This window comes from Methylotetracoccus oryzae, from assembly GCF_006175985.1.
In the GTDB taxonomy this organism is placed as follows: domain Bacteria; phylum Pseudomonadota; class Gammaproteobacteria; order Methylococcales; family Methylococcaceae; genus Methylotetracoccus; species Methylotetracoccus oryzae.
In genome coordinates, this window is the sequence record NZ_SRSH01000001.1 from 337182 (window position 1) to 362487 (window position 25306).

General features: G+C 61.1%; 22 protein-coding genes. 3 read left to right on the forward strand and 19 right to left on the reverse strand.

All coding sequences use genetic code 11. The features are described from left to right. Nucleotides 1-152: 152 nt before the first annotated feature. From BWR02_RS01535 to hsdR, 13 genes are all read right to left on the reverse strand, one after another. A complete protein-coding gene (locus BWR02_RS01535) occupies nt 153-533 on the reverse strand; it encodes a hypothetical protein (RefSeq protein ID WP_139555995.1) in 381 nt (126 codons plus the stop codon). 193 nt (nt 534-726) lie between these two features. Further along, nucleotides 727-1683 carry a TIR domain-containing protein gene (locus tag BWR02_RS01540; RefSeq protein WP_139555996.1) on the reverse strand — a complete coding sequence of 319 codons (957 nt, stop codon included), beginning with the start codon at nt 1681-1683 and terminating at the stop codon, nt 727-729. Between the two features lie 88 nt (nt 1684-1771). Beyond that, a complete protein-coding gene (locus BWR02_RS01545) occupies nt 1772-2476 on the reverse strand; it encodes an HNH endonuclease (protein ID WP_201276090.1) in 705 nt (234 codons plus the stop codon). A 118-nt stretch (nt 2477-2594) separates the two neighbouring features. Then, nucleotides 2595-3104, reverse strand: a complete 510-nt coding sequence (locus BWR02_RS01550) for a hypothetical protein (RefSeq protein ID WP_139555997.1) — start codon at nt 3102-3104, stop codon at nt 2595-2597. An 85-nt stretch (nt 3105-3189) separates the two neighbouring features. Beyond that, nucleotides 3190-3774, reverse strand: a complete 585-nt coding sequence (locus tag BWR02_RS01555) for a hypothetical protein (RefSeq protein WP_139555998.1) — start codon at nt 3772-3774, stop codon at nt 3190-3192. Nucleotides 3775-4808: 1034 nt separating this feature from the next. Continuing rightward, entirely contained in the window at nt 4809-5039 is a 231-nt protein-coding gene (locus BWR02_RS01560) for a type II toxin-antitoxin system MqsA family antitoxin (RefSeq protein WP_139555999.1), read from the reverse strand. A 64-nt stretch (nt 5040-5103) separates the two neighbouring features. Then, entirely contained in the window at nt 5104-5355 is a 252-nt protein-coding gene (locus BWR02_RS01565; RefSeq protein ID WP_139556000.1) for a nucleotidyltransferase family protein, read from the reverse strand. A 71-nt stretch (nt 5356-5426) separates the two neighbouring features. Beyond that, complete coding sequence (locus BWR02_RS01570) at nt 5427-5864, reverse strand: REP-associated tyrosine transposase (protein ID WP_139556001.1); 438 nt, start codon at nt 5862-5864, stop codon at nt 5427-5429. Between the two features lie 316 nt (nt 5865-6180). Next, nucleotides 6181-7620, reverse strand: a complete 1440-nt coding sequence (locus tag BWR02_RS01575; RefSeq protein ID WP_139556002.1) for a restriction endonuclease subunit S — start codon at nt 7618-7620, stop codon at nt 6181-6183. Next, on the reverse strand, nt 7617-9092 hold the full coding sequence (locus BWR02_RS01580) for a class I SAM-dependent DNA methyltransferase (RefSeq protein ID WP_139556003.1): 1476 nt from the start codon (nt 9090-9092) through the stop codon (nt 7617-7619). Before BWR02_RS01580 ends, BWR02_RS01575 begins: the two co-directional genes overlap by 4 nt. A gap of 249 nt (nt 9093-9341) precedes the next feature. After that, on the reverse strand, nt 9342-9740 hold the full coding sequence (locus BWR02_RS01585; protein WP_201276091.1) for a type II toxin-antitoxin system VapC family toxin: 399 nt from the start codon (nt 9738-9740) through the stop codon (nt 9342-9344). Then, nucleotides 9737-9994, reverse strand: a complete 258-nt coding sequence (locus tag BWR02_RS01590) for an antitoxin (protein WP_139556004.1) — start codon at nt 9992-9994, stop codon at nt 9737-9739. The genes BWR02_RS01585 and BWR02_RS01590 overlap by 4 nt, the downstream gene beginning before the upstream one ends. A 61-nt stretch (nt 9995-10055) precedes the next feature. Beyond that, nucleotides 10056-13433, reverse strand: coding sequence for a type I restriction-modification system endonuclease (gene hsdR, locus BWR02_RS01595; RefSeq protein WP_139556005.1), 3378 nt, complete (start codon nt 13431-13433; stop codon nt 10056-10058). Between the two features lie 829 nt (nt 13434-14262). Here hsdR and BWR02_RS01600 point away from each other — a divergent pair. Beyond that, entirely contained in the window at nt 14263-15594 is a 1332-nt protein-coding gene (locus BWR02_RS01600; protein ID WP_162559970.1) for a right-handed parallel beta-helix repeat-containing protein, read from the forward strand. 70 nt (nt 15595-15664) lie between these two features. Here BWR02_RS01600 and BWR02_RS21580 read toward each other — a convergent pair whose 3' ends face one another. Then, the gene (locus tag BWR02_RS21580) at nt 15665-15838 is read right to left on the reverse strand and encodes a hypothetical protein (protein ID WP_407941047.1); all 174 of its coding nucleotides are present in this window, start codon (nt 15836-15838) and stop codon (nt 15665-15667) included. Nucleotides 15839-16284: 446 nt separating this feature from the next. Here BWR02_RS21580 and BWR02_RS01610 point away from each other — a divergent pair, with 446 nt between their 5' ends. After that, on the forward strand, nt 16285-17958 hold the full coding sequence (locus tag BWR02_RS01610) for an alpha/beta hydrolase (protein WP_139556007.1): 1674 nt from the start codon (nt 16285-16287) through the stop codon (nt 17956-17958). 177 nt (nt 17959-18135) lie between these two features. On the opposite strand, the gene BWR02_RS01615 is transcribed toward BWR02_RS01610, so the two are convergent. The 5 genes from BWR02_RS01615 to BWR02_RS01635 form a co-directional block, all read right to left on the reverse strand. Continuing rightward, entirely contained in the window at nt 18136-18471 is a 336-nt protein-coding gene (locus tag BWR02_RS01615) for an LSm family protein (protein WP_139556008.1), read from the reverse strand. 266 nt (nt 18472-18737) lie between these two features. Next, nucleotides 18738-19190, reverse strand: a complete 453-nt coding sequence (locus tag BWR02_RS21420; protein ID WP_139556009.1) for a GFA family protein — start codon at nt 19188-19190, stop codon at nt 18738-18740. A gap of 109 nt (nt 19191-19299) precedes the next feature. After that, a complete protein-coding gene (locus BWR02_RS01625) occupies nt 19300-20349 on the reverse strand; it encodes a linear amide C-N hydrolase (RefSeq protein ID WP_139556010.1) in 1050 nt (349 codons plus the stop codon). Between the two features lie 121 nt (nt 20350-20470). Next, nucleotides 20471-21181, reverse strand: a complete 711-nt coding sequence (locus tag BWR02_RS01630; protein ID WP_139556011.1) for a transposase — start codon at nt 21179-21181, stop codon at nt 20471-20473. 12 nt (nt 21182-21193) lie between these two features. Next, entirely contained in the window at nt 21194-21538 is a 345-nt protein-coding gene (locus BWR02_RS01635) for a transposase (protein WP_201276092.1), read from the reverse strand. A gap of 622 nt (nt 21539-22160) precedes the next feature. Here BWR02_RS01635 and BWR02_RS01640 point away from each other — a divergent pair. Continuing rightward, nucleotides 22161-25226, forward strand: a complete 3066-nt coding sequence (locus BWR02_RS01640; protein ID WP_139556012.1) for a hypothetical protein — start codon at nt 22161-22163, stop codon at nt 25224-25226. Nucleotides 25227-25306: the final 80 nt, after the last annotated feature.

Genomic DNA, 25306 nt, shown 5'->3' on the forward strand with positions numbered 1-25306 from the left:
CTGGTCGCGCGCCTTCGCGCCCCGCGTGGCCGCGGCCCAGGTCTGAGGGATCGAAACGGTTCATGGCACACACTCCAAAGGGGTAATCAGTTACCCTAGAGTGTAGCCGGAAGGAAGGGGGCCTTGTGACCCCTTAGGGTGGAATCTGTGATCTACTCGTCACTAATCTCGCGCCGCTGCTCCACCTTGATGTCGCCGCTAACGGCCTTCCAAAAATTGCCAAGCTTTTTGGCGATCTGGTAGCCCAAGGACCGGTACGCCATCGGCCCTTCTTCCGGGAAGAACTCGCGTACGTTAATGCCGAGGATCTCTTCGTACTTGCGGATGGTGCGCTTGTTGTGTACCAGCACCAGCACCTTCCAGCCGACGTGATCGCCGAAGCGCAGCATGCCCAATGCCGCCTCCAGTTCATCCAGTTGCCCCTTGAAGTTTGCCAGCGCGTCCCGCTCGACGCGCATTAGCTGGGCAATGCGTTCCTCGTCGCGGACTGCGAGTCTGAGAAGGTTCTGTTCGTACTTGGGGTTCTTTTGCATGGCGTATTTGGTGCGTGCCCAAACGGGACGGTAACGCCACGCAAGGAGCTTCGCAACCCCTTAAGAGTTGAGGGGACGAACCCCGAGAAGTGCTAACGGCCTTGTGGTTCAGCCGCGGCCCGCTCAGCGGACCGTCCGCTGCAAGCCAATGTTAGACAGCTGTCTCGGCAACGTTCGGCAAGCATGTAGAACATCACGGCTGACCAGCTTCCGCGTGATCAAGCAACTCGAAGACTAACTGCTCGGCCAGTTGTTGCGTCGTGACGACCTTTCCGTCACTAGCAGCCCACGCCCAGCCATTAGCTTGCGTGCGTATTGGCGCATACTCGCCCGACCTAAGGGGCGATGGCTGCTTGATGAATCGCCGGCCATCGCCAGGTATCGGCGCTTCTTGGCGGAGGAAGGCGAAACACAAGGCGGCTCCATGGATGCTATTGCTCCAGTGAATCTGGAGCTCGATGCACAGTGACGCGCGACGAGACGCTGCAACCATCGATCGGGCACTAGCACCGTGACGGAACCCTAAAGAGGGGGCACTATCCTGGACCTCATCGATTCGGCGTGAGACTTCGCTCACCAGATCCGAAAACTCGGAGTCAACTTGCGCCACCCCTGCTTCTGTGCGCTCTAGGTTCCTCGTTTCAGCATCGAACTCGATCTTCTTCGCGGCCGAAGCGGCTCTCTGCGCCGGCGTCTGGGGAGTACTTGTCGCGCCTGCCTCCAGGGCGCGGGCTGAGATTGCACCGATAGCTGCTTCACGGCCAAAAGTATCTAGGTCGAAATGGAGATACGTTTCCGGAACCCAAGGAGGGGTTGGCGCGCCCGCCTCCAGCCTCAGCACGAAAAGGAACTTGGCACCCTCGCGCAGAAACCTCGATTCGATCGCAGTTTGCTCAACGCGGGTCCAAGGAGTCTCGCCGTAGCCACTACGGTGGAGCATGACGACGAGCTTTGCACGTTTTCCGTAGACATCGGAAAAGCTATCCAGGCCATTTGTGCCCGCGAGATCGACCTGCCGATCAACGTAGATGAACACCCGAAAGTTCTTGCTGAGGGCGTCAGCCAAGCTCTGTGCGAGAGCTAGGTCTCCGTTAAGAAAGGAGATTGCGATGTCGTAGTCAGCGTCGAGGTCAAGGGTTGTCAGGTCCAAGGCGACGGTTCCATTCGTCCGTCTAACGCATCAATAACCGGCGCGCTCGCACGCGTCCGGCGCCGCTGGCGCTAAGTTGATTGAATTGCTAGGTCTCACGGAATATGTTTTCACGGTGGAATTTCATATATTCCTGGTTTTCTGGCTTCAGCTTCACTTCCATATCACTGATGATCCCCAGTTTGTTTGGGTATTGCAGTAGTGGCGAAATTAGAATCCTTCCTGACTCATCAAAAGATATAAATCCCGAGTCGAATGCTCTATCAAGCGTAGGAAGTAGAAGTAGTCCGTTATAACCATCAAGACGCTCATTATTCGAAGACGCCCGCCAGGGCTTGATGTGTGACGCCACCAACATAGACGTGTCTTTGTAGCCTGTAACCGCGCAACCGCCCCAGAGCGCAATCAGCCTTTGCCTGAAGTTTCCTTGGCCGATTCTTGTTTTTAGCAATGACGCCCTTTCGGTGTCAGTGATGCTACGTTCAGCCAATATTGCCTCTAGATCCGCCTCTATGTCGGAATCGAAGCCTTCCCCCAGATACTCAGCGTACTTGTTCAAGGCGCTGTTGTACATGTTGTGGCCGCGTTCGTTCCTCTCTTGATAGATCGGGAGCTTTCGAACGCCGATGGAAATCGACTCAAACTGGCTAAGGCTTTGGATTGATGTAAGCGGACCAGCTATAAGGCCGGCATGAACCGCCCATGCGGACATAACACCGCTGATCGCTCCCTCGTATTTCTTGACGGAGGACTCAGATAATCCGCGATGTCTCATCCACTGTTCAAACGTCAAAAATTTCCCCTCCTAGTGACACATAACGTAGCGCTTAGCCGCGGTCCGGGATGGTGCGAGCTGTCCTCTGCACAGGCCGTGACAGACTAGGCCATCGGCTACAACGCATTGTTAGCGGCTACTTATGCACATACAGTTTGCTGCGAAACTTCCTGGGGTTCCAGTCCACGCCCATCAGTAAGTACCTATCGCCCGGGGTCGAGTTTGCGAACATCATGACACTGTTTATGATGGCCTCGAAGGTTTCGTCGATTTGTGCTTCCGTCTTCCGTTCGAAGATCCATACGCGATGCTCTGCTCGGCCCAGCATAAGCTTATAAAAGTCTTTGTCAATCACGTAGGAAGGGGATTGGAGTTCGGATTCCAGTATTAGTGGAACCTTCGTCATGAAATCGCCTTCCTGCTTCCACCAGGTCATATCGTATAGAAATTCGGATTCCTCTGCGCCAGTGCACCCTGAAGCAGCTACCCGAAATCCTTGTTTACGCGCGTAGTCGCAGAGAGATTGTTTGATAGCCTTTGTCCATTTGCCTCTGGTCCATTCCCAACCCTCGGCACGAGACCGCTCGGGAACGGCCTCGACGATCCTTTTCACAGCCAGCTCAATTTGAGTCGGTGTCGGTTTCATTCCTTTCCTGTGTTAACGTTGAAGGTGAGCAGCGCGGAGCAGGCGGGCGAAGTCCGTTTGCGGATCGTCCCTCTCGACCGAAACATTAGGTTTCGTCAGCATGCTGAATCCTAGAGTATAATGGCGAGCTCTCGGCAAGCGGAGTCCTTGTGCCAGGCTGCGGAAGCAAGCTAAAGAAGGCGTCGCCTCGATCCACCAGCGCCTGTGGGTTATCACATTCAAAGACCTCATTCAGGATGCGGCTGCAGTCAATACGTGTGAGTGAATCCATCGCGGTTAGCTCCCATGACCTTCTTGAGGGCCATGCTTTCAAAACTTTTGCTGTTGGCGCAGCTGTGCGGTGCTGTGAAAGACGCTGATCGATACTTTCGGCAAATCCAAGCTTAAGCCTTTTCGGGTCGAGTTCGGGAATGAGTTGAATAACGTAGAAAAAGCCAACGTCCGATACAGCGACAACAACGGATGCCGTAAAACCTTGGTCGACACGTTGAGATACTATTTCCTCGGCCTCGGCGTTGCTTACACAGAGCGTCAATTGCCCTCCAGAATCCTGAGTACGCCGCTTATGGAAGGAATATCCAAGCTTGAGCACATAGCGACGAGCATGGGAACGATCCATTCCAAGCCGCTTAGATAGTTCCTTGATCGAGGTGAATTCGTCTTCTGCCATGAGCTTACTTCTAGAAACCTAAGGTGTAGTAGACACCCTAAATCGCTCAATTCCTTGCCCCACATGAGGCGTGTAAGCCGGCTAGGAGCTCAGGAACATGTGAAAATTCATGCGCTTCTATTCGCATAGGGGGTGTGCATTGCTTGTTTATACACTGTTGGAGGTACTACCCGCAAGGCGACCGGACCGCGTAAATTGGGAGAATGCCTCCCGCAGCAGGAACGGTCCCACAGGGCTAGAGGGATACCGTGACCCGATCGGGACACCCGCCAGTGAATTTGGGGACACGGAGGTTACTTACAGTCCCGTTGGCGCGGAGCAGGTGCCCGAAATTTCTGAATGAAATAGACACGAACCTGCGGTGTCTTATTCGGGAGGCACCAGCAGTTAGACTCCGATAGCACTCGGATCGGCACTCGGATCGACCACTTCCACGTGACACGATCGTGACGAACTACCGTTCTGTCCTGTCGTCCGCTGTCATTTGCAGTCACAATTGCGCGGGGCATGCCCTTATAACATATTGAAAGTAAGAGCTCTTGTCAGGGAAGCCCCGTATGGGGTGCAGGTGGTAGGATGTTCAAATCCTCTCGCCCCGACCAATTGGAACAAGACGTTAGGACAGCCCGTCCGCAAGGGTGACCCCAGCCACACCGCTTCGGGATAACCATTTTCTGCGATAGCCCAGCGCATTTCACATCGACTGGCGCGGATAGCGACGCCTACCCTCCGCATCAGGCATGACGGAACTCCACCGCGAGTGCGAAACTTCACAACAACCCCCATATCCAACTGGCTGAATCCTATGTGATTTCAGGATCAGGCCTTCCAACTGGGGGGATCAGCACAACAACGAACTGAGCGAACCGGTTACTGATAAGGCAACTCGGGAGAGGGCAGTCGACCAGCAACGGTGGAGCTGACCCATTACGTGCTGAACGACACGGTGGTGGCGACGGAATGACAGGAGCCTCGCCAACGCGGCCAGCTACGCACGACGACTCCCCCGGGCATCGCGCATGGTTCAGAAACGGCTATGCAGCCGCAGCAAACCGCCGTATGTCGATTTCGACGCCTTGGGCGACCACCACCTCTGCCTGCGCCAATAGCGCTTCCGTCACTTCGGCGGAATGAAACACCTCGCCGCAGTTGTCGCAGATCTCGGCCGGCACCTGGCGGAAAATAATGGTTGAGGCGCCCCGCTCCAGCGTCACTGTCGCAGTCCCTGGCCGCGTATAGCCGTGCCTGCAGATCGGACACTTCATGGTCTGATCCTCGTTCTAAAATCCGCCGTCCACTGCGCCGCATCCGGCTCATAGACGGTAATGATCACCCGCTCGCCGGCCTGAATGTTGTCCGCAAAGACAATATGCAGCGGTCTTTCAACTCGTCCTGCAGATCGACCAGATCGAACAGGCTCGCGCGTGCATCCTCGGCGAACTCCAGCAGGACATCCACATCGCTGTCGGGCCGAAAGTCCTCACGGGTCGCAGAGCCGAACAACGACAAACGCCTGATCCGATGCTTGCGGCAGAACGCCGCGATCGCATCCCTGGAAAGGGCCAAACTCGGGTTGATCATGGGGCAGTGTATACGTCGGGATGAATCCCGACCTACGCACACCGTTCCGTGTATCCCCTGTAGGTCGGGATTCATCCCGACTCCAACCCCATCGAATCCCACCACGGGTAATCGCCAAGCGTCTCGACCAGACGTGCCCGCAACGGATTCGCGACGATGTAGCGGGCCAGAGCCAGCAAGTCCTCATCGCTCCGAACCGCGTGATCATGGAAGTTCGGTTGCCAGACAGAACCACCAATAGCCCGCGCGGTTCGACCCTTCAGCAGACGAACGGTATCCGACAGCGTGCCGCCACGCAGGGTCATCAGCCAGTGCAGGTGATCCGGCATCAGCACATAGCAGACGGTTTCGGCGAGCCCCTCGTTGTACAGCGTCTTCAGTTGGCGGACCACAAGACGCACCGCATCGAAGTCGAGGAAGATCGGTAGGCGATCCCGCGTGACCGTCGTCACGTGATACGTCAGGCCGATCGCGGAATGGCGTCCGGTTCTGAGGTTGTTGTAGGGCATTGTCTGGGAGCGCTTTTGTCGGCCTGAAGGCCGACCTACAAGGTTAGGTCACGCCACGCTGTCGGGCTTCATCCCAATAATCCCTCGATACGGTAGATCGGAATTCATTCCGATAACACCCCCGCAACCTTTCGGCCCCCCCTCTCGGGTGCGCGCTCGGCGCGCTGTCCACGGAGATGTTCCAGCAGCGCGGAGGCGGGTTGTCGTTTCGGCCCCGCGATCCTTGTCGGCCTGAAGGCCGACAAGCACGCCGTTCCGCCTACCGGCCGTAGGTCGGGATTCATCCCGACATGAGGCCGATTTGGTATCACCGCATTCATCCCGGCGCAACCCCCGTTGCCTTACGGCGTCGCCGTTCGGGTGCGCGTTCCGTGCGTTGGGCGCGGAGACGTTCGAGCAACGCGGACGCGGGTTCGTCGTTCGGGTCCTGTGGGACGAGCTCGCCGCGGAAGGCCTTGGCGAGCAGCGCCGGGGTCAGGCGTTCGACCTGTGAGCGCGCGGTCCTATAGCGCGCTTCGAGGCGGTCGGCGTAGGCGAAGAGGCATTCGACGCGGCGGACGATTTCGGCCTGCTCATCACGCGGAGCCAGGGGCAGAGGGAAGTGTCGGAAGCGTTCCAAACTAACTTTTTGCTGCGCGACGCCGGCTGTGATTTCCTCCATACGGTCACGGGTCCATGGACTTTCAATCACGTAGCCGACAAATCGTGCGTCAGCAATTTTTGAGTCAACTCTGAGCTTGATACAGTCCGCTGTAATGATCGCGGGCGGCGAACCGAGCGGATAGATTGCTGTATCGCCGGGCGGGTCACCCATCTTTGTGATCAGCAAATCTCCTTCTTGCAACGAGTGCGCAGCTAGTTCCCTCGCCTTCTGAGTCGATACGAACCTTGTTCCCGGCCCACCGAAACTCCGTGCCCGAATATCGCGAACGAAGACTAGTGGCACACCTTGGTCCATGTAATCAGCAACCTTCAGGTTGCTTCCGAATGGTCCGATGGCAAACGAGTAGCGCTCAGCAGCCTTTAATCGATCCGCACAAGACCAAGTCCAGCCTGGCGGGAGGTCGTAATCACACCTGTCGAAACTCCTGCCAGAAAGAGCGAATTGTTCCCGCCAATCCTCGGTCAACGCGCCGGAGGTCGCGGCCGCTAGGACGGATTGGCGGAAGCGCTTGAGTATGGCGGGCACGCGGTCGAGGCGTTCGCGGCAGGCGTCGACCCGCGAGAGGGTGGCGTCGAGTTTGCCAACGATGCGGGCCTGCTCGGGGAGCGGGGCGAGGGGAATCGGGACCGCCCTCAGCTTGGGCTGCGAGAGATTGCGCATAGAGTGGCTAGTGCCGGTGGCGTTCTCCTCCATGTATAAGCGCGCAGTTTGGCTGCGCAATGCGAACAGCAGATACCTGCTCACAATAACGCGCTCGTCGTAGAGCAGGCGCAGAATTTTGTCGGGAAGCATCAGGTGCGGATAGTCGCCATCGACCAGGACAGGGGCCCCCACCAGTTCCGTTGTGTTCGCACGTGAAATTAGCAGGTCTCCCGACCTTACCCGCTCGTGCCTGTATGGCGAGTCGCCACGCAACAGCGCCTTGTTCTCTTCTGGCCGAAATCGGCCCCAGGTCACAGCGCTGATCTTCAGCACGCCAAACTCGCTATCGCGCGCCCGTTTGGGTGAGGCCTTTATGTTGCGCCCGGTCTCGAACCCATTGATGACGTCGCCAAGAGTGGCTTTGACCCACCCACGAGCAAGCCCGCTCACTGCGCCACCTCTTCCTCAACGTCCTCACCGAGCTCGGTGAGAATCCCCCGCAATTCCTCCAGCGCACCGTCCAGTTCGAGCATGGCTTCGCGGGCCAGATCGACCGGTTCGGGCAGCTCGTCGCTAGCGCTGTCGCTATCGTCTTTAAGCCAGGCGATGTCCAGGCTGTCGCCGCGCTCGGCGATCCACTCGCGGGTGAAACGGCGGAAGCGGCCCGTTTCGCCGGTGTCCTCCCGCTTGGCGAGGCTGGCCGGCAGGCCCAGCGGGTCGTCGCCGAAGGCGGCTTCGAATTCGGCGAAATGCGCGCGGGTCAGCACCGTGCGCTTGCCGAACTGCGGCATGTTGGCGCGGAGGTCGTAGACCCAGACTTCCCGGGTGTTGCCCTTGTCGGTGTCGCCGCGCCGGAAAAACAGCACATTGGTCTTGACGCCTTGCGCGTAGAAGATGCCGGTCGGCAGCCGCAGGATGGTGTGCAGATTGCACTTGTCCATCAGGTCGGCGCGGATCTGCTTGCCGGTGTTGCCCTCGAACAGCACGTTGTCGGGCAGCACGACCGCCGCGCGCCCGCCGGGGTTCAGGCCGCGGACGATGTGCTGCAGGAAGCAGAACTGCTTGTTGCTGGTCGGATACGTGAAATCGCCGCGGGTCGGCAGCCCGCCGCCCTTCTTGGTGCCGAATGGCGGATTGGTCAGGATCAGCGTCGCGCCCTGGCGGCACAGCGCCTCGCCTTCCTGGCCCAGCGTGTCACCGTAGCGAATGCCCGCGCCGTGCGGGTCGGAATCCAGCCCGTGCAGCATCAGGTTCATCAGTGCGAGCCGGTGCGTGTCCTGCACGTGCTCCATGCCGTAGAAGGTGCGGGTGTAGAAGCGCTGCTGCTGGGCCTCGGTCAGCGACGCCAGATCCTGGCGCTCGCGCAGGTAACGGCTGGCGGCGATCAGGAAGCCTCCGGTGCCCGCTGCCGGGTCCTGGATGGTGTCATGCAGTGACGGCTGCATGACCGCGACCATGCTATCGATCAGCGGGCGCGGCGTGAAATACTGCCCGGCACCGGACTTCTTCTCGTTGGCGTTCTTTTCCAGCAGGCCTTCGTACAGATCGCCCAGGCCTTCCTGGCGCGCGCTGTACCAGTCCAGCTTGTCGATCTCGGCGACCAGCGTCGACAGCGTCGCCGGTTTCTTGATGAAGGAACTGGCGTTCGCGAAGATCTCCTGCACCAGCGTCGAACCGTGAGTGCCGAGGTGGATCAGCGTGAATTTGTAGTGCTCCAGCCGGTCCGGTGCGGGCAGCGCTTCGAGGTCGTCCCAGCGGTAGCCGGCCGGGATTTGCTCCTCGGTACCGGTCTCCTTGGCCATCTTCAGGAACAGCAGATAGGTCAGCTCGGTGACGTACTGGTGGTAGGTGACCCCGTCGTCCTTCAGGACGTTGCAGAGGTTCCACAGCTTGGCGACGATGTCGTGCGTGACGGTGCTCATGCGGGCGGCAGGCGTTCGAGAATGTGGGCGGCTAAAGGGTTTGTCAGGACGGGTTGGTCCTTCTCGCCCAGGTGACGGCATCGATGATGTCCTGTGGCGACACACACCGTTTGGCCAGTTTGAGCCGCACGGCATCACCGGATGGGGCCGGATTGGGCTGGACGTCGGAGCGCGCCCTCTCGGGGCGGTGGTTAACGCCGGTGGATTCGGCCGGCTTCCCAGGATGCAATGGCGGATCAGTGACGGTGTTCAATGCTGAAGGTACTCTTCGACGACCAGACCGGGCACCCGCGTGAACGCGCGGTCCGCGCTCACGAGGACGCAACCCTCGGTCAAGGCATGCGCGGCAATCAGCAGGTCCAGCGGTGCGAGCGGCTTGCCGAGCGCGTCCAGTTCCGCTCGGAGCGTCCCGTAGCGGCTGGCCGTGCGCGAGGTCCAGGGACGAATGTCGATGGAATCCAGCAAGGCTTCGACCAATGTCCGCAGGTCCCTATGCAGGGGCCGGCGCGCGAGGCCGTAGCGCATCTCCGCCTCGGTGATGACCGAGATGCAGCAAGGCCTTGAACCCAGCAACCCGGTCAGGGCCGGCGCCCGCCCCTTGACCAAGGCCGACACGGCATTCGTATCCAGCATCAGCGGCTGGCTCACGGCCAATCGCGCTCGGCTTCGGCTCCCTGATCCCGATCTGCCATGAAGGCATCCAGTTCCTCGGCCGGAATGTTCGGCAGCAAGCGGTCGCGGACCCGGAACCAGTCCCGGAGCGTTTTGTGCAACGGGCTCAGGATGACGTCGCCGGTGGCCGGGTCACGGCGTATCGAGACTTCATCGCCCTCGAACCGGAATTCGGCCGGCAGCCGCACGGCCTGGCTGCGGCCGTTCTTGAAGAGCTTTGCGGTAGTCATGGTCGTTCTCGACGCGTGATGCAGGTATAGACCGAATATATACCACAACCCCGCCCCAGAATCAGGCGGCGGGCTGCTCCCACAGTTGGTCATGAAAGCCGTCGAGAACCTGTGCCAGTTCGCCGTCGAACAACCGATCGAGCCGCTGGAAGCCGCCGCCCTCACGCTTGAACACGAGGTCGGGGTCATCGAGCGCGGCCCGGTCGACCACGAGATTGGCCTTGGTCTGCGCCGCGATCTTTGCCAGCCACTGGCGCTGGGGTGCGGTCCAGTTCCGCGAGGCCAGCAGCCGGTCCAGCGCCTCGTCGACGCGGCGTTCCCAGGGCCGCAGCGGGTCGCCGATCGCGGCCTGGCGGATGTAGCCGATGATGCGGGCGGCGATGTCCTGATTGGTCATCTCGCGCCAGGCTGTCGTCAGGCTCGCCTCGCTGAAGCCGGCCTGGTCGAGCGCCAGCGCCAGTTCGCGCAATTGCTTGCGGGTCAGTTCGCGGGGGCGGGTCAGCACGGTCAGCAGCGCGGGGATGTCGTTACGATGGCTTTCGATGAACTCGCGAAACGCGTTCAGATAGTCTTCCGGGCGAGTGGCCTTGCCGTAGCCGCGCTCGGTGCCCAGCAGCTGGTCGGGATGGTCCGATATCAGCACCGGGTCGGCGCGCCCTTCGGTTTTCCGATCGAGGATCTCGCCGAGATCCGGGTTCTGCGCGAACCACGCGGCGATGTCGACCAGCGGCAGGCTGCGCAGTTCCGCAATGAAAGCCTCCGGGCTCATGCCGGCGCAGGTCTCGAAGTCGCAGGCATCGGTCTCGCTCAAATGGTGCCGCTTGCGCTGCAGCTTGGCGACGAACTGGTCGCGCACCAGCGCGCGTTCCTCGTCGGTGCCGACCGTCTGGAACTCGGTCGCCAACTGCGCGAAGCCGATGGACGGGTTCACGACGACCGGTTGCATCGCAGAGACGTGCTGCAGGGCCTCGTAGATCCGCACGGCATCGAAGATACGGAAGGTCTCCTTGCTGATGCCGTCGCACAGCCGCGTCGCACGCCCGAGCATCTGTTCGAACAGAATCCGGCTGTTCACGCGGCGCAGGAACACCAGGTTGCAGATCTCGGGTACGTCGACGCCCGTCGTCAGCAGATCCACCGTGACGGCGATGTTCGGCTGGCGCTCGTTCTTGTAGCGGCGGATCAGTTGCAGGGGTTTGTCGGACGCGCCGGTGATCTTGATGATGGCATCGTCGTCGACCGTCCCGTATTGGTCCCGAAACGCCGTCTTGAGCAGATCGACGACCAGGTCGGCATGCGCGTCGGTGGCGCAGAAGATCAGCGTCTTCTGCCGCGAGGCGGGATCGAGTTCGCGCGCGAGGTACTCGCACACGGTGCGGTTGAAGGCTTCGGTGATGACTTTGCGGTTGAAGCCCTCGATGTCGATGTTGATCTCGTCGGGGGTGGTGTACAGGTCGATCTGGCCGCGGCGGGGATCAAACACCGGGACCTTTTCCCCAACCTTCCACTGGATGCCGTTCGCGGAAAGCTGCGTGCTGATCTGCACCGGCGGCTCATGGTCGACGAGGTACCCGTCGATGACGGCCTCGCGGTAGCTGTAGGTGTAGATCGGCTTCCCGAAGATCTGCGTCGTGTGCAGTGCGGGGGTCGCGGTCAGCCCAATCTTCACGGCATCGAAGTAGTCCAGCACCCGCCGGTATTTCGAGATGTAATCGTCAAAGCTGCGGAAGCCGACTTCAGTATCGGACAGTTCGCGGTCGAGCAGATAACCGCGGTGGCATTCGTCGACGACGATGCAGTCGTATTGGTCGACCGGCGGCGGCGCGGCTCCTTCGCTGGTATACAGCACGCGCTGCACCATGCCCTGCACCGTGGCGACATGCACGGCGGTATCGCTGTCCGGCGTCTGTTCCTCCAGCTCCTTGATGCCGAAGATGTCGGCGAAGGTCTGCAGGCTTTCCATCCGCGTGTCCTTGAACGCGTTGGCGGCCTGCTCGCCGAGCGCGGAGCGGTCGACCAGGAACAGCACGCGCCGAAAGCGTTGCGCCTTCAGCAGCCGGTAGATCAACGCGATACAGGTCTTGGTCTTGCCGGTCCCGGTCGCCATCGCCAGCAGCATCTCGCGTTGCCCTTGCTCGATGGCGGACTCGCTGGCCAGGATTGCGGCCTGCTGGTACGGCCGCAGCGCGAAGCCGTATGCGAAGGCCGCTTTACGAAGCTGTTCGTGGGCACGGGCTTCATCGCGCTTCAACAGGGCCGTCAAGCCTTCAGGCGTATACCAGCCGTCCAGCACGTGGCCCAGGTTGTCGGGACGGCGCAGGTCGCAGAACCAGACGCCGCTCTTCGTCGCCAGCTGCCGCAGATAGGGGCGGCCGTTCGACGAAAACACGAATGGCAGGCGGTAGCCGTCATCGCCAAATGTCTCGGCGGCGGAAGAGCCGGTTCCCTCCAGGCCAGCGAAGCCGCGACTGTATCGTTTGGCCTGCTGCAAGGCGCCCGACACGTCGACGTTCCTGCGCTTGGCTTCGACCGCCGCGACCGGCGTCAGGCCGACGAACAGCACGTAGTCGGCCGGGCCGCTGGCCGTCGGCCATTCGGCGATTGCGAGGTTGCGACCCTTCTCCGGACGGGCACCGGCGGCATAGCGGAGCGTCGTCGAATCGGCCGTCCAGCCAGCCTGTCGCAGTTGCTCGTCGATCAGCGCGCGCGTTTCCGCCTCGTCGAGATGCACGGCCGAAGCGGCCATGTTCGCCGCGACGATCAGCTCGGTCACCGTGCTGTCGGACGGCGCCGTCTGTTGAGCGAGCAGCCGCTGTTCCAGCGCGAGCTTCGCCGCGTCGGCCTCCTGTGCCATCTGTTCCCAGAAGGCGCGCTCGTCGGTCGCGGTGCTGAGTTCGGTCTCCAGGGATTCCAGGCGTCGGACCGCCTCGTGATGGGCGGACTGACGCTCGGCCAGCGCGGCCGACAGGCGTTCCAGCTCGACGCGCAGCGCATCGCTCTGATCGGTGGGCGGTACCGGCGGCCGAAACGGGCCGGACTTGAAGCCCGGGTCCTTGAGCGTGCGGTGGAACCAGACCGAAAGCTGCCAGGCGATCTTCAGCCCGGCGAGCGCCATCGCATGATCGCCGGTCATCCGGTGGCTGGCAGCGTTACCGGCGCGCCGGATTTCCTGGAACAGTTGGCCGATCTCGCGCGGCAGGATGCCACGGTCCTGAAGCCGACGAAGCAAATCGAACTGCGCTTCGTCTGGCGACTCGTGGGACCCCACCTTGATCGCGACCAGCCGCGCGAGCAACTCTGCGAGCTGCCGGAGCTTGATCAGCGAGGTATTGGGATCGTCCGGGAAATAGCGCTCCGCCAGCATCCCCAGCCGCAGCAACTGCTCATCGTGTTCCGCCAGATGGGCGAAGTTGCTGTAGCGGTTTGGGACTGGCGTCATCGATTACGCCGTCTTTACCGACGGAAGGACGCCGCCCGTCGTCTCTAAAGCCGACTTGCCGGCACCGCGGTGCAGGCCAGCATTCGCCCCGGACCCCAACATGTCAATTTCCCCACCTTTCCTATGCAGGTCAGGCGAGTATAGCGGAACCCGGCAGGCGTAGCGCCTCCCGGCAAGGATTCCTTGAGCGTCTGGCGGTCATGCCTCGCCGAACGCCATTCCCGGTTTCCCCCGGCGCGGTCCGCGACCAACCGTCTGACCCCTATCGCGTAGGACGAAGCCAGGGTGGCCGAGCGGCGCCCGGCCATCGGCAACGCGCGACCAACGTACCGCCGATCCGCTGTCGCTCGGCAGCGACAACGCCCGACCCCGGAAGCCGGTCGGCGGCACCAGCCAGATTGCATCGCATCCTGATGCGAGTTCCGGACGCCGCACTGGAACGACAGCGAACACCTCTCACTCCCCCTATTTGAAACAAGGACTTGCTTCAAGGCTGAGTGTGAAGGGAAGGCCGGATTTGGAACCGCGCGGCACTGGTCGGGCGCCGGGTGGCATACCGATTGCGTACAACCAAATGCAGAGCCGTTCCTTTCCGGCTCGTCCCCATGTGGGCGGCGATCTGCCTGAACCTGCGCCATGCCCGCGCCGGTCGCCGTGGCCGACCGATGCCGAGCACCCCACGGCACAGGGTCGCATCACGGCACCAAGTCTGCCGGAAGAGCAGCCTTCACTCAATGGAGCCAATCGTATGTCTTTTCATCAATTTCCTAGGATCGAAACGGAACGGGCACCCGTTTCTGCAGGCCGAAGCCTTCTGCTCATCGCCGGGATGAGCCTCGCGAGCGCCGGCGGCAATGCGGTCGCCGCGACCTATTACGTCGCGCCGGGCGGCAGCGACGCGAACCCCGGCTCCTTCGACCGTCCCTTCAAGACGCTAACCGCCGCCAGCAGGAAACTCGTCCCGGGCGACACGCTGTATGCACGCGGCGGCACTTATGTCGAACGCCTGGTCATCAGCAAATCCGGCACCGCCGCCGCACCGCTGGCCGTCCGCGCTTATCCCGGCGAAACCCCGGTCATCGACGGCCAGAACCGCCTGGCCGCCAACTGGAGCAATCTCGTCGCCCTGACCGGAACCTACATCGAGTTCTCCGGCTTCGAGGTCAGGAACGGCCTCGGCCAGGGTATCAATATGGTCGGGCCCCACAACATCGTCCGCCGCTGCGACGTGCATCACCATGCCGCACGCGGCATCATTGCCGCAGGCGATTACAGTCTGGTCGAGGCCAGCACGATCTGGTGGAACGCCACCGACAACTGCCGCCTCAGCACCTGTCCCCCGACCAAGACCCCGAACGGCGGCTGGGGCAGTGGACTGAGTGCGGCAAAGGACCCGGTCGACGGCCTGACGCAGCATGCCGTGCTGCGTGGCAATACCGTGTTCAACAACTGGGGCGAGGGCCTGTCGACGTTCCAGGCCGACGATACCACGCTCGAGGGCAACGTCGTCTACGACAACTGGGCCGCCAACCTCTATGTGTCGGATGCCACGAACGCCTGGGTGGCGGGCAATCTGATCTACTTCTCGGCGAACCCCGCGGTCGGGCGCGTCGCCATCAATATCGCCCTCGCCGATGAGAAGGGCACACCCGCGTCCCGCGGCACGACCCTCGTCAACAACCTGGTGAAGGGCGGCTCGCTGAACCTCAAGTGGTGGGCCGACCGGCGCTTCCCTCAGGGCAAGCTGCAGGACGTCCTCATCGCCAACAATACCTTCGTCGACACGCAATCGACCAACGTCCAATCGGCCTCCCTCGCCATCGACGCCGCCGCGCATGTGAACGTGCAGATCCGGAACAATCTCGTGAAACAGGACACCGCCCCGCGTTGCATCAATGTCGGCGCCGGCGACATCACCTTCTCCGCCAACCTGTGGTCCAAGGCGCCGAATGCGGCCGCCTCGGCCGGCAACGATGTCGTCGGGTCACCGCAACTGGCACAGACCGGACCGGTCGCGGCCGGCGCCCTCACCGGCGACTACTTCACGCTCACGCCGACCTCACCCGCCATCGGCCGCGCCGACCTGCTCAGCGACGTGCTGGACGATTACTTCGGCACCCCGCGTGACACGACGCCCGACATCGGAGCGGATGAATTCTGACCTTGACCGATGGGGCGACGGACCGGCAGCTCGTCAACAGTTGCCCCGTCGCCCCTTTCGGATTTTGGTGTTAAATCGAGAGCCGACTGCGGAGCCGATCGCGGCGAGCGTGCCGGAGCGCCCTGCCGAGGCCGCGCCCGTAATGTTCCGGCCGGACGATGAAGAACCTCATGAAGCCGAATTCGCCGGCATAGGACGTGTGGCTCCGCCCCCCAATCAACTCACGGTCACACTGGGCCGAGATGAAGGCTGCGGGATCCGTCGCTCAGACCAGCGCGGCATCGTGCAGACCCGGATTCCACCCCTCATCCGCAGCCCAATCGACCAGCTGGTCTAGCTCGGCTGGATTGGAAGCCTTGACCCAAGTGACCTTGCCCTTCATAGGGCGGATGCCCGCAGAGCCTGCCCCGGACCCGATCCGGGGGCGATCCGCCAAAATCCAATGCCGCCGTAACTGCCACGGCCCGAAAAACCGCAACAAAACCCAGCCAAGTATCCCCCGCACCCTACGTTATCCGGCGGAACGCGTGAAAGGTTCCGCCTTCGGGGCATGGGTTCTAAGCCTCATGGCGATCGCCACTGAACGAAAGCACGAAGAAACCGTGTTCTGTCTCTTGTCAGTTGCTTATCATCTCGGCCGCTCATTACGAACCCTGAACACGAACTCAGGCGTCACTGAGGAGTTAATCGATGGCGAAGCCGCCGCGCCCACGGGCTGACACCGTGCGGAACCAAGAGAGCAAGGGCTGGTTATCGGCACGCCGCGGGAAGCTCATCGCTGCGGCCGGCCTGGTGAGTACGGCAATGCTCGTCTGGTTGCTGATGAGCCCCGAGCGACCTCAAACCGACAGTGAACGAGCGCCGGGCCCCTACGCGCCCCCACTGAACTGGAAGACTTGCGATACCCAGCGCGAGTATGACTGCGCGACGATGGAAGCGCCACTTGACTACGCGCAGCCGACGGCCGGGACGGTTTCCCTGGCGGTCATCAAGCTCCCGGCCACGGATCCGGCCAGACGGCTCGGAACCCTCTTCCTGAATCCGGGCGGTCCCGGCGGCGCCGGAACGGTGGAACTCCCGCGCTGGAAGCCCCTTTTCCCGCTCCGCCTGCGCCAGCATTTCGATATCGTCAGTTGGGATCCGCGGGGCATTGGTGACAGCACCGCGGTGCAGTGTTTCGAGTCTTCATCGGTCGAAGCCACATTTTTCGGGAACGTTGCGGTCAATGCTTACCCGCGCGGCAAGAACGAGAGCGCGCGCTGGCTCGAGCGCTTCAACACCTTGACGCAGCCGTGCGCACGACGCAACGGCACACTGCTGGACCATGTTTCCACGACCGAGTCGGCGCAGGACCTCGAACGCCTGCGTCAGGCGATCGGCGAACCCCGGCTCAATTATCTGGGTCTTTCGTACGGCACGCTGCTGGGCGCCACCTACGCCAATCTGTTTCCGGATCGTATCCGGGCCATGGTGCTGGACGGCAACATCGACCCCGTGAACTGGTACGCTCGGCCCGGATTGTCGCTGAGCCTGCGCATCAACACCGACCAGGCCGTGGCAGCGACGTTCGAGCAGTTCATTCGTTTGTGCGGCCATGCATCCGCCGCGCATTGCGCGTTCTCGGCCGGCAGCCCGGAGGCCACCCTGGAAAAGTGGGAAGCGCTTCTGCGCCGGCTTGACGAAGGTGCGATCGAGATTCCGCCCGGCAAGCTGCCGAACCATCCCGGAGGGCTTGCGGTGACGTACGCGGTGACGGTTGCTGCGGTGTCGGACCAACTGATGTTCACGAAGTCGCCGATCAGCGCCGGCTGGGAGGGTATCGCCACGTTGTTGCAGACGCTTTGGGACTCCCGGAACACGCCGCCGAGTTCAAAGCGGCCCGCGAGTCCGCCGGTCACCGCCGGCCGCTACGCGGGGCCGGAACAAGCCTGGGCCGTGATTTGTGCCGAGGCGCCCAATCCCCGCAAACCGGGCTTCTATGCAGTCGAAGCCAGCCTCGCGACCTTCAATTCCGGCGTATTCGGTCCCTTCTGGGCCTGGTCCGACTCACCCTGCCACAACTGGCCTGGCCGGACAGCACATCCCTATACGGGCCCCTGGAACCGCCCTACCTCGGCGCCGATCCTGGTCATCGGCAACACCTTCGATCCATCGACGGCCTATGTGAACAGTGTCGCGATGACGCGGTATCTGGCTCGGGGCCACCTCATCACTGTTGAAGGGCACGGACATACCGCGCTGCTCAATCCGAGTAGCTGCGCCAACAGACTCATGACGGACTACTTCTTGACGGGTGCGCTCCCGCCGCCCGGCACGGTCTGTCCTCAGGACCGCACTCCCTTCTCGGGTGCACCCGACAGCTAGTGCGGGCAGTGCCTCGGAGTAACGGGGGCGCGGGGCATCTTCCGCTGCCTCCAGAATGCCGACATCATCGTCGTCCCCGGACTGACCGGGACGGCACGGCCGCTACCAACTGGAAGGAAGCAACCGTCCGGCCGACGCACTTGGACGGGTGTCGGGATATCCGGAAAGAAGACGGTATCAGGCGTTACGGTTCGGTTTGACCGGGAAGAGATCGATGGACTCGGGGTCGGTGGGGGTAATGTCTCGGGGTTCGGCCCGGCGCAGTAAGCCCGGGGAGACGTTCCAGCGTTCAGAGTTGTCGGTGATGACCGTGACGCTCTTCTTGTTGTAGCGCATCAGCGTGCCGACGATGACACGACCGTCGGCGGTATCGAAGGCGACCCGGTTGCCGAGCGAGAACTGCAACATCGTGGCATGGGCGCGCATCTGATGCAGAAAACGCAGGCGCTCGACGATGCGCCGATTGAGGTCGACGAGTTCCGCTTCGCTGAGACGGTCAATGTCGATGGCCATAGAGTGTCGGGAATGGGTTCGCCGGGTCCGGTACCAGTCGGCGCAGCTCACCTTGAATCTTCCGGCAGGAGCTTCGGGAAGGCTGATCCGAGGCGCTATTTTACCAGCCCAGATGCGCTACAAGTCCCGTCGGAAACGTCTTGGGTGGCTTCCTCGAAGGGTTCGAGCCGGCGCCGATCGCCACCTCGGAACAGCATCTGGACTTGGTGCAGGGCTGAGCCACATCAGTGCGTCGCCAGGCTGGGGCCGGATTCAACGAACGCGCTTCAGACAGCAATGTGTGCGCCGGAACTCGTTTCGCGGAACTTTTGGATCTCTTCTTTCGTGAACTGCGGAAGCCCATCGACGATCTCGTCCCACTCTGCCTTACGCTCTGCGTAGATATGCTTGTCAGGCAAAAGGCCGATGGGGTCTTTCACGCAGCCGGCTGGAATTCGAAACGAGCTTCCCGTGGGAGTCGGGTTCGGCACTGGAGATCCGCACACTTGACAGAAGAATCTACGGTAACTGGGTGGCCGTTCGACAGCAGGTAGTTCAAACGAGCGAATCAGATCCGCGCCAGCCGTGATCCGAAAGCCTTCAACACTGATACCGACCATCGCTGCGTACGCAGACCCGGTCGACTTTCGGCATCGCGAGCAATGACATAGCTCGAACGGGCCGACAACCGATGCGGCCTCAAACTGAACAGAGCCGCACAAACACTCACCCTTGATCATTACCGTCCTCCGATTTGTGGGGCATGACGATTAGCATCAGTCGCGCGTGCAGCGCCGCCCGCTGCATGCTGTTGTCAGGCCGTTCTAGTGCCTGCTTCACGGGGGCCTCTCAGTCGTGGGGAATCATGAACTTGAAGACTTCGGCTGGCTTGAAGTTGGCTGTCTGGTTGCCGCCGATGTCGGGGTTGCCGTCGAGCTGCAGCTTGCGGGCGCCGGAGCCTTCGCTGAAATCGAGCTTCCTGAAGTCGGCCCAGACGATGCTGGGGCTGTTGGTATCCTGATAGTAGTAGACCTTGTTCTTCTGATCGGAGACGGTGAGCCAGAGCGTGTCGGCGATGTTGGGCTGACCGGGGATCTTGATGCCGATGGGCACGCTGACGTTGCGCATCACGCTCAACACGGTCGCGACCGCGGTACGCGGATCGGCCGATTGCTTGGCCTCATTGATGTAGTAGGAGGCGCGCACGAAGCGGTCCGCCGCTCGATTGGTGCCGGGAATGAAGACGGAGCCGCCGATCTTGTCCCAGTAGGTGTTGAGGGCGAGCTGCTGGTCGAATGTCGGGGAGTTGGTCATCACCTGGTACTGGCGGCCGTGGTGGATGACGAGCTTGCCGTCGAGGTATTCGAAGATGGCCGAATCCCCTGAGGCGTCGGAGATGGAGAGGTGGACCGTGCCCGGTTCGCCGGTGGGCGCCTTGATGGCGACGACGCGAAATTTTTCTTTCCTGAGGTCGGCGACGGCCTCGGCCACGGCTGCGTAGTTGTCGAGGACATATTGCACCCAGGCGGAGTTGGGGAGCGTGGGGCGCTTGTCGGCCGCGGTTTCGGGCGGATACTTGGATTCGGGCAGGTAGAGCAGGTTTGCGACCAGGCCCTTCTCGTTCATGCCGTCGGCCGACGCACCTTCGTAGATGGTGGTGACGACGCTGCCGTACTTGCTTTTCCAGACTGTTGGCTTGGCGGTACCCGAGGTGCGCTGCAGGCCGCGCGGGTAGAGCCAGAGGTTGGTGTCCATGTCAGACATGAACCAGTCCATAGTCCGGCCGGTGACCGTCTGCCCTTCGAGGCCGAAGTAGACGGCGCGGGTGCAGGTGTCGGCGACCGACGGGATGAGCAGAGAGGCCGAAAGCAGGGCTGCGAGGGCGTGGCGGGTAGTCATGGCGGTCTCCTTGCTGTATGGAAAAATGGGGCGGCCTAACGGGGATAACCGGGATAACCGGGGACAGACCATGGTTCTGGGGATAACCTGGGACAGACCGCGGTTGTCATCGTATTGGCCACTACAAATCACCCGTGACACCGTCACGCTGGCGCCTGGGTCGACCGGATCGTCCCCGAACCACGCGACGCCCTAATGCCGCGGCGACCTCTTCCTCAAACCGGCCGCTGCCCAACGCGTAGTTGCCATTGGTGGCTGCACGAATCTGATCAACCAGCCCCGGATCGAGGTGATAACGAAACAACGCGCGATAGGCCGCTTGTCGTCCCTGGTCATCCGCCGCCAACGCACGATAGCAGCAGTGCGGTTCCAGCCAGTCGCACCCCTCTCCCTGAGCGTTCGCCCGATAACTGGACCACCGATAATCCCCGGGATGCTCCACCATGCCCGCTCGCACCGCGTTCATTTCGATGTAGCGATAACAACTCAGCACGTAGGACTCTTCCTGGGTGAGGCACGATCGGAAGCGCCCCTCCCACAAGGTTCCGGTACGTCGGTACGTCCGGTTGATGTACTGGACGTAGCGTTGCCCCAGTCGCTTCATCATCGCCCCGACACCCCCAGGAGTTGCCGAGGACAGCAACAGGTGAACATGATTGGTCATGAGCACATAGGCATGCACGGCGCAACCGGTCTCCCCAGCGTAGGTTCGCAGCCACTCCAGATACGACCGATAGTCGTCATCCGCGAAAAAACAGGCTTGCCGGTTGTTTCCCCTCTGAATCACGTGTAGCGGCACACCGGACAGCACCACTCGCGGTCGTCGTGGCATCGTCTCTGATCCTCACAGCCAATTCGACGCAAACATAGCACAAGAAACCGTGGTCTGTCCCCTATTTTCCCCGCTGCGTCGGTACGTCCGGTTGATGTACTGGACGTAGCGCTGCCCCAGTCGCTTCATCAGCGCCCCTACGCCCCCAGGAGTTGCCGAGGACAGCAACAGGTGAACATGATTGGTCATGAGCACATAGGCATGCACGGCGCAACCGGTCTCCCCAGCGTAGGTTCGCAGCCATTCCAGATACGACCGATAGTCGTCATCCGCGAAAAAACAGGCTTTCCGGTTGTTTCCCCTCTGAATCACGTGTAGCGGCACACCGGACAGCACCACTCGTGGTCGTCGTGGCATCGTCTCTGATCCTCCACAGCCAATTCGACGCAAACTTAGCACAAAGAAAACGTGGTCTGTCCCATATTTTCCCAGGCCTGGATTCCACCCTTCATCCGCAGCCCAATCGACCAGTTGGTCTAGCTCGGCTGGATTGCAAGCCTTGACCCAAGTGACCTTGCCCATCGTAGGGCGGATGCCCGCAGAGCCTGCCCCAGACCCGATCCGGGGGCCATCGGCCAAAATCATCCGGCGGAACCCGTGAACGGTTCCGCCTTACGGCCTTACGGCCTTGCACATTTAGGGCACCGTTCTCTTGTGCTGATCGCGACGATGAACTGGCTTTTAATTCAGTTAGGCGACGCCCCAAATTACCAATTAACTATCGATTTTTTGGTAGGCAGAAATACCGATTCACGACAGTAGGTGCTCGCGCTATAAAACACAAGGTCTTGGAGCCGGAACGGCGATGTTTTCGGGACGGAATGCCGGATTCAAGGAGACCCAAGTTAGCCAAACTTTCGCGCCCTGCTTGCGCCAGTATCGCAAGTCCAGGTTGGGTTCTTTGTCGAATAAAGAGATGTATCGATGTATCCAAAGTAATTGTGATGCAAAGATATAGGCTCAACATAGGAGCTATTTTATGAACACAAAAAAACAATGGGTGGGAGCCAGAAGCGGCCCACTCTGGCTCGCCACGGCGGCGCTGGCACTGACCGCCTCAACATTCATGGGGGCGGCGCGGGCGGTTGACGATCCGGATGGTGTGAGCTTCACGCTGGAGGGCTGCCGCAACGACGGGACCATTACCCTGCCGATCGGTGGAAAGTTCGTTTGCCCAGACGGGGCCTACACCACTGGCAACCTGGGAAAGGGCTGGAACGAGCTCGACCTGGTACCGTTTCGCATCACCGCCGCGGCCGGCAACTCGGCACCCACGACCCAGAACTACGCGGTTTCGATTGCACTAGATAACCTTGACGTCGGCAAGCCCGGCTACGATGTCCTCGCGTCCGACAACCAGCCCAGCGGGGCCCCGGTCCTCAACACGAGCCTCTCAGATGCGTCGTGCACGCCCCTGACGGCCACGGCTCAGCAGACGCTGACGCCCGGTGTCGGCGGGATCGATAAGACTATCTACCGGATCCTGACCATCACCCAGCCCAAGAACACGACCTGCGTGTACGACTGGTACGGTCGACTGGCGCTCGGTTCGCACCTCTTCCCGGGTTCATCGCTGCACGCCAATCTGCTCAACCAGAACCTTGGCACTGCGGGCATTGGCTCGAAGGACGTTTCCATCCCGGTGAAAGAGATCTCGCCGCAGGAACTGCGCAAGGACATGTCGGCCAAGCAGAATGCCGACCATGCGTGGAACCTGACCAAGGCAGCTGATCCGGCTTCGGTCTCGTTCGGCGATGTCTGCGCCGCAGGCTTCTCGGATAACAAGCAAGTCACTTTCCGAGTCGAATGGGAGAAAGTGGCGGCCACGCCGGGGATGATCACGGTGGTCACCAACATCTACGCCAAGAACCCGGCGGCGCGTGCGATCACGGTCAACGTCACCGATAACATCTACAAGGGAACGACTCAGACCGATCAGCTGGCTACGGCGAACTCGGGCAACGTATCCGTTCCGGCGAACACCGAACTGAAGGTGTTCGAGCATACGGCAACTCTGCCGAACACCGCGGGGAATATCGGCCACTACCTGAACGATGTGGCCAAGGCAACCTACACCGACGAGGCGACGGGCATCCCGGTGCCGGGACAAACGGAAGCAAGGGCCAGCGCGCAGATCATATCGGGGATCGTCACCAACACGTCGGCTGATATCAGCGACAGCGAGTCCCTCACTGGCGCCGGTCTTACCTTCTCCGTGGCTGCACCGACGATCGGAAGCTTCCTGGACGCCTACATCCCTGGAACGGCAACTGTCGGTCCGGTCAAGTGGGAGGTGCTGGCTCAGAAAGCGAGCGGTTCTGTCGACTTCGCCAAGACCCTCTACCTCGATAAAAAGCGGGTCACCAGCGGCACGCTGAGCGATACCGCGAAACTGTCGGGCTCCGATGGCTTTACCAAGACAGCAGGTCCGATCAGCGTCGCTATAGATTCGAGCGCTTCGGTCCAGCTGAGCTTCACCAAGAAAATCCCGAACGTGCTGGAAACCGGCGAGAAGATCGAGGTTATCTTCCACATTTCGCGTAATTCGGATCTGAGCTACTCGCGGGATGAGACCATCACGTTCAGCGGCAGCTGCGGAGGAGGATCAGAGTGCACGAGTAACCCTGTAGTGCTCACCGGTCTCGTACCGGACAGCTACACGGTGATGGAAAAGGGTTCTGTGTTCTACCCGGCCGGATGCACTGAACAGTCGTGCACGATCGCGGATCCCCTGGCCTCGGATAACCCTAGCCAAACGGCAAACCTCAGCCTTGGCGAGGGAGGCACAGTTTCCAAGTGCTCGGCCACGTTAGCGTTTGAGAACCGGCTGCGTGAGGAAAAATTCGCCAAGGCCAAGGTAGCCAAGGTGACCGATCCCACGCTGACTTCGGGCGAGGCGGACTACGACTGGACGTTTACGCTCAATCCTGGTGGTCATAGCGCTACGGCGGGCGCGGGGGCAGCCCCGGTGTTCTTCAAAGGTGGTACCGGTGAGGCGCTGCTCTTGGCTGCTGGCACTTACACAGTGACCGAAACCACCAAGACCGGTTGGGATTTGACCAAGGTGCTTAATCCCGACGGCACCACCACGACGGTCAATCCCTGTACCTTCACCGTCGATTATCCGGAGGACTACGACAAGACCTTCACCTGCACATTCACCAACACCAAGCGGGCTAAGGTCGACCTCGTCAAAACAGTACAAAGCAATGTACCGACAGGAACCCAGGCCTATACCTTCGAGATCCGGGAAGGCGCCTCGACTACGAGTGATGGTAAGACCCTGGAAACGAAAGCGGCAGATGCGGCTAATGGGGGCGAAGTGGCTTTCACGACGCTGCTCAAACCAGGGACCTATCAGTTCTGCGAAGTGGTGATGCCGGGCTGGAATACCAATCTTGGCACATATGGACCGCTATTCGTGCCCAACAGCATTATCCCGCCGACGCTGCCCAACCCCAACGTCAATAACATGACCGTTTGCGTTGACTTCACGGCGACCGCAGGCGAGACCAAGTCGTTCGCGGTGGATAACGCCCCGCCTCCAGGGGGAATGGCGCTAACCATCGGGTTCTGGAAGAACTGGGCCTCCTGTGCCAACAGCAAAGGTAGCCAGGCCTGGGTACTCGACAACACCATGCACAAGGCAACGCTGCCCGGAATTATGGTCGGCGGGTTCTATCTGAAAGGCGTTGACGGTGCAGAAGTGGAAGATCCCAAACTTCTGACCGTAACCGCACCGGATTGCAGCAAGGCAGTGGCCCTGCTCAACAAGTCGACCTTTGACGGCAAGAAGAAGGCGAGCGATCCGCTGTTCAACATGGCTGCGCAACTCGTCGCTGCCGAATTGAACCTGACGGCGGGCGCCTATACCTGCCCGGACGTTGTCCTGAAAGTCCAGCAAGCCAACGCGTTGTTGGTAAAGTATGGATTCAACGGCAACACGTACTCGCCGAAGCTGACGGCAGCCGATGCCACGGGGGCCAACAACCTGGCGAAGTACCTGGATGACTACAACAACAACCGCACGGGTGTCTGTCCGTAGTTCGGGGATGCCACTCGAGTGACGCGGAGCCCGGCTTCGGCCGGGCTCTCCTTCCAAAACCAAGCCCTGCTGGGGAAGAC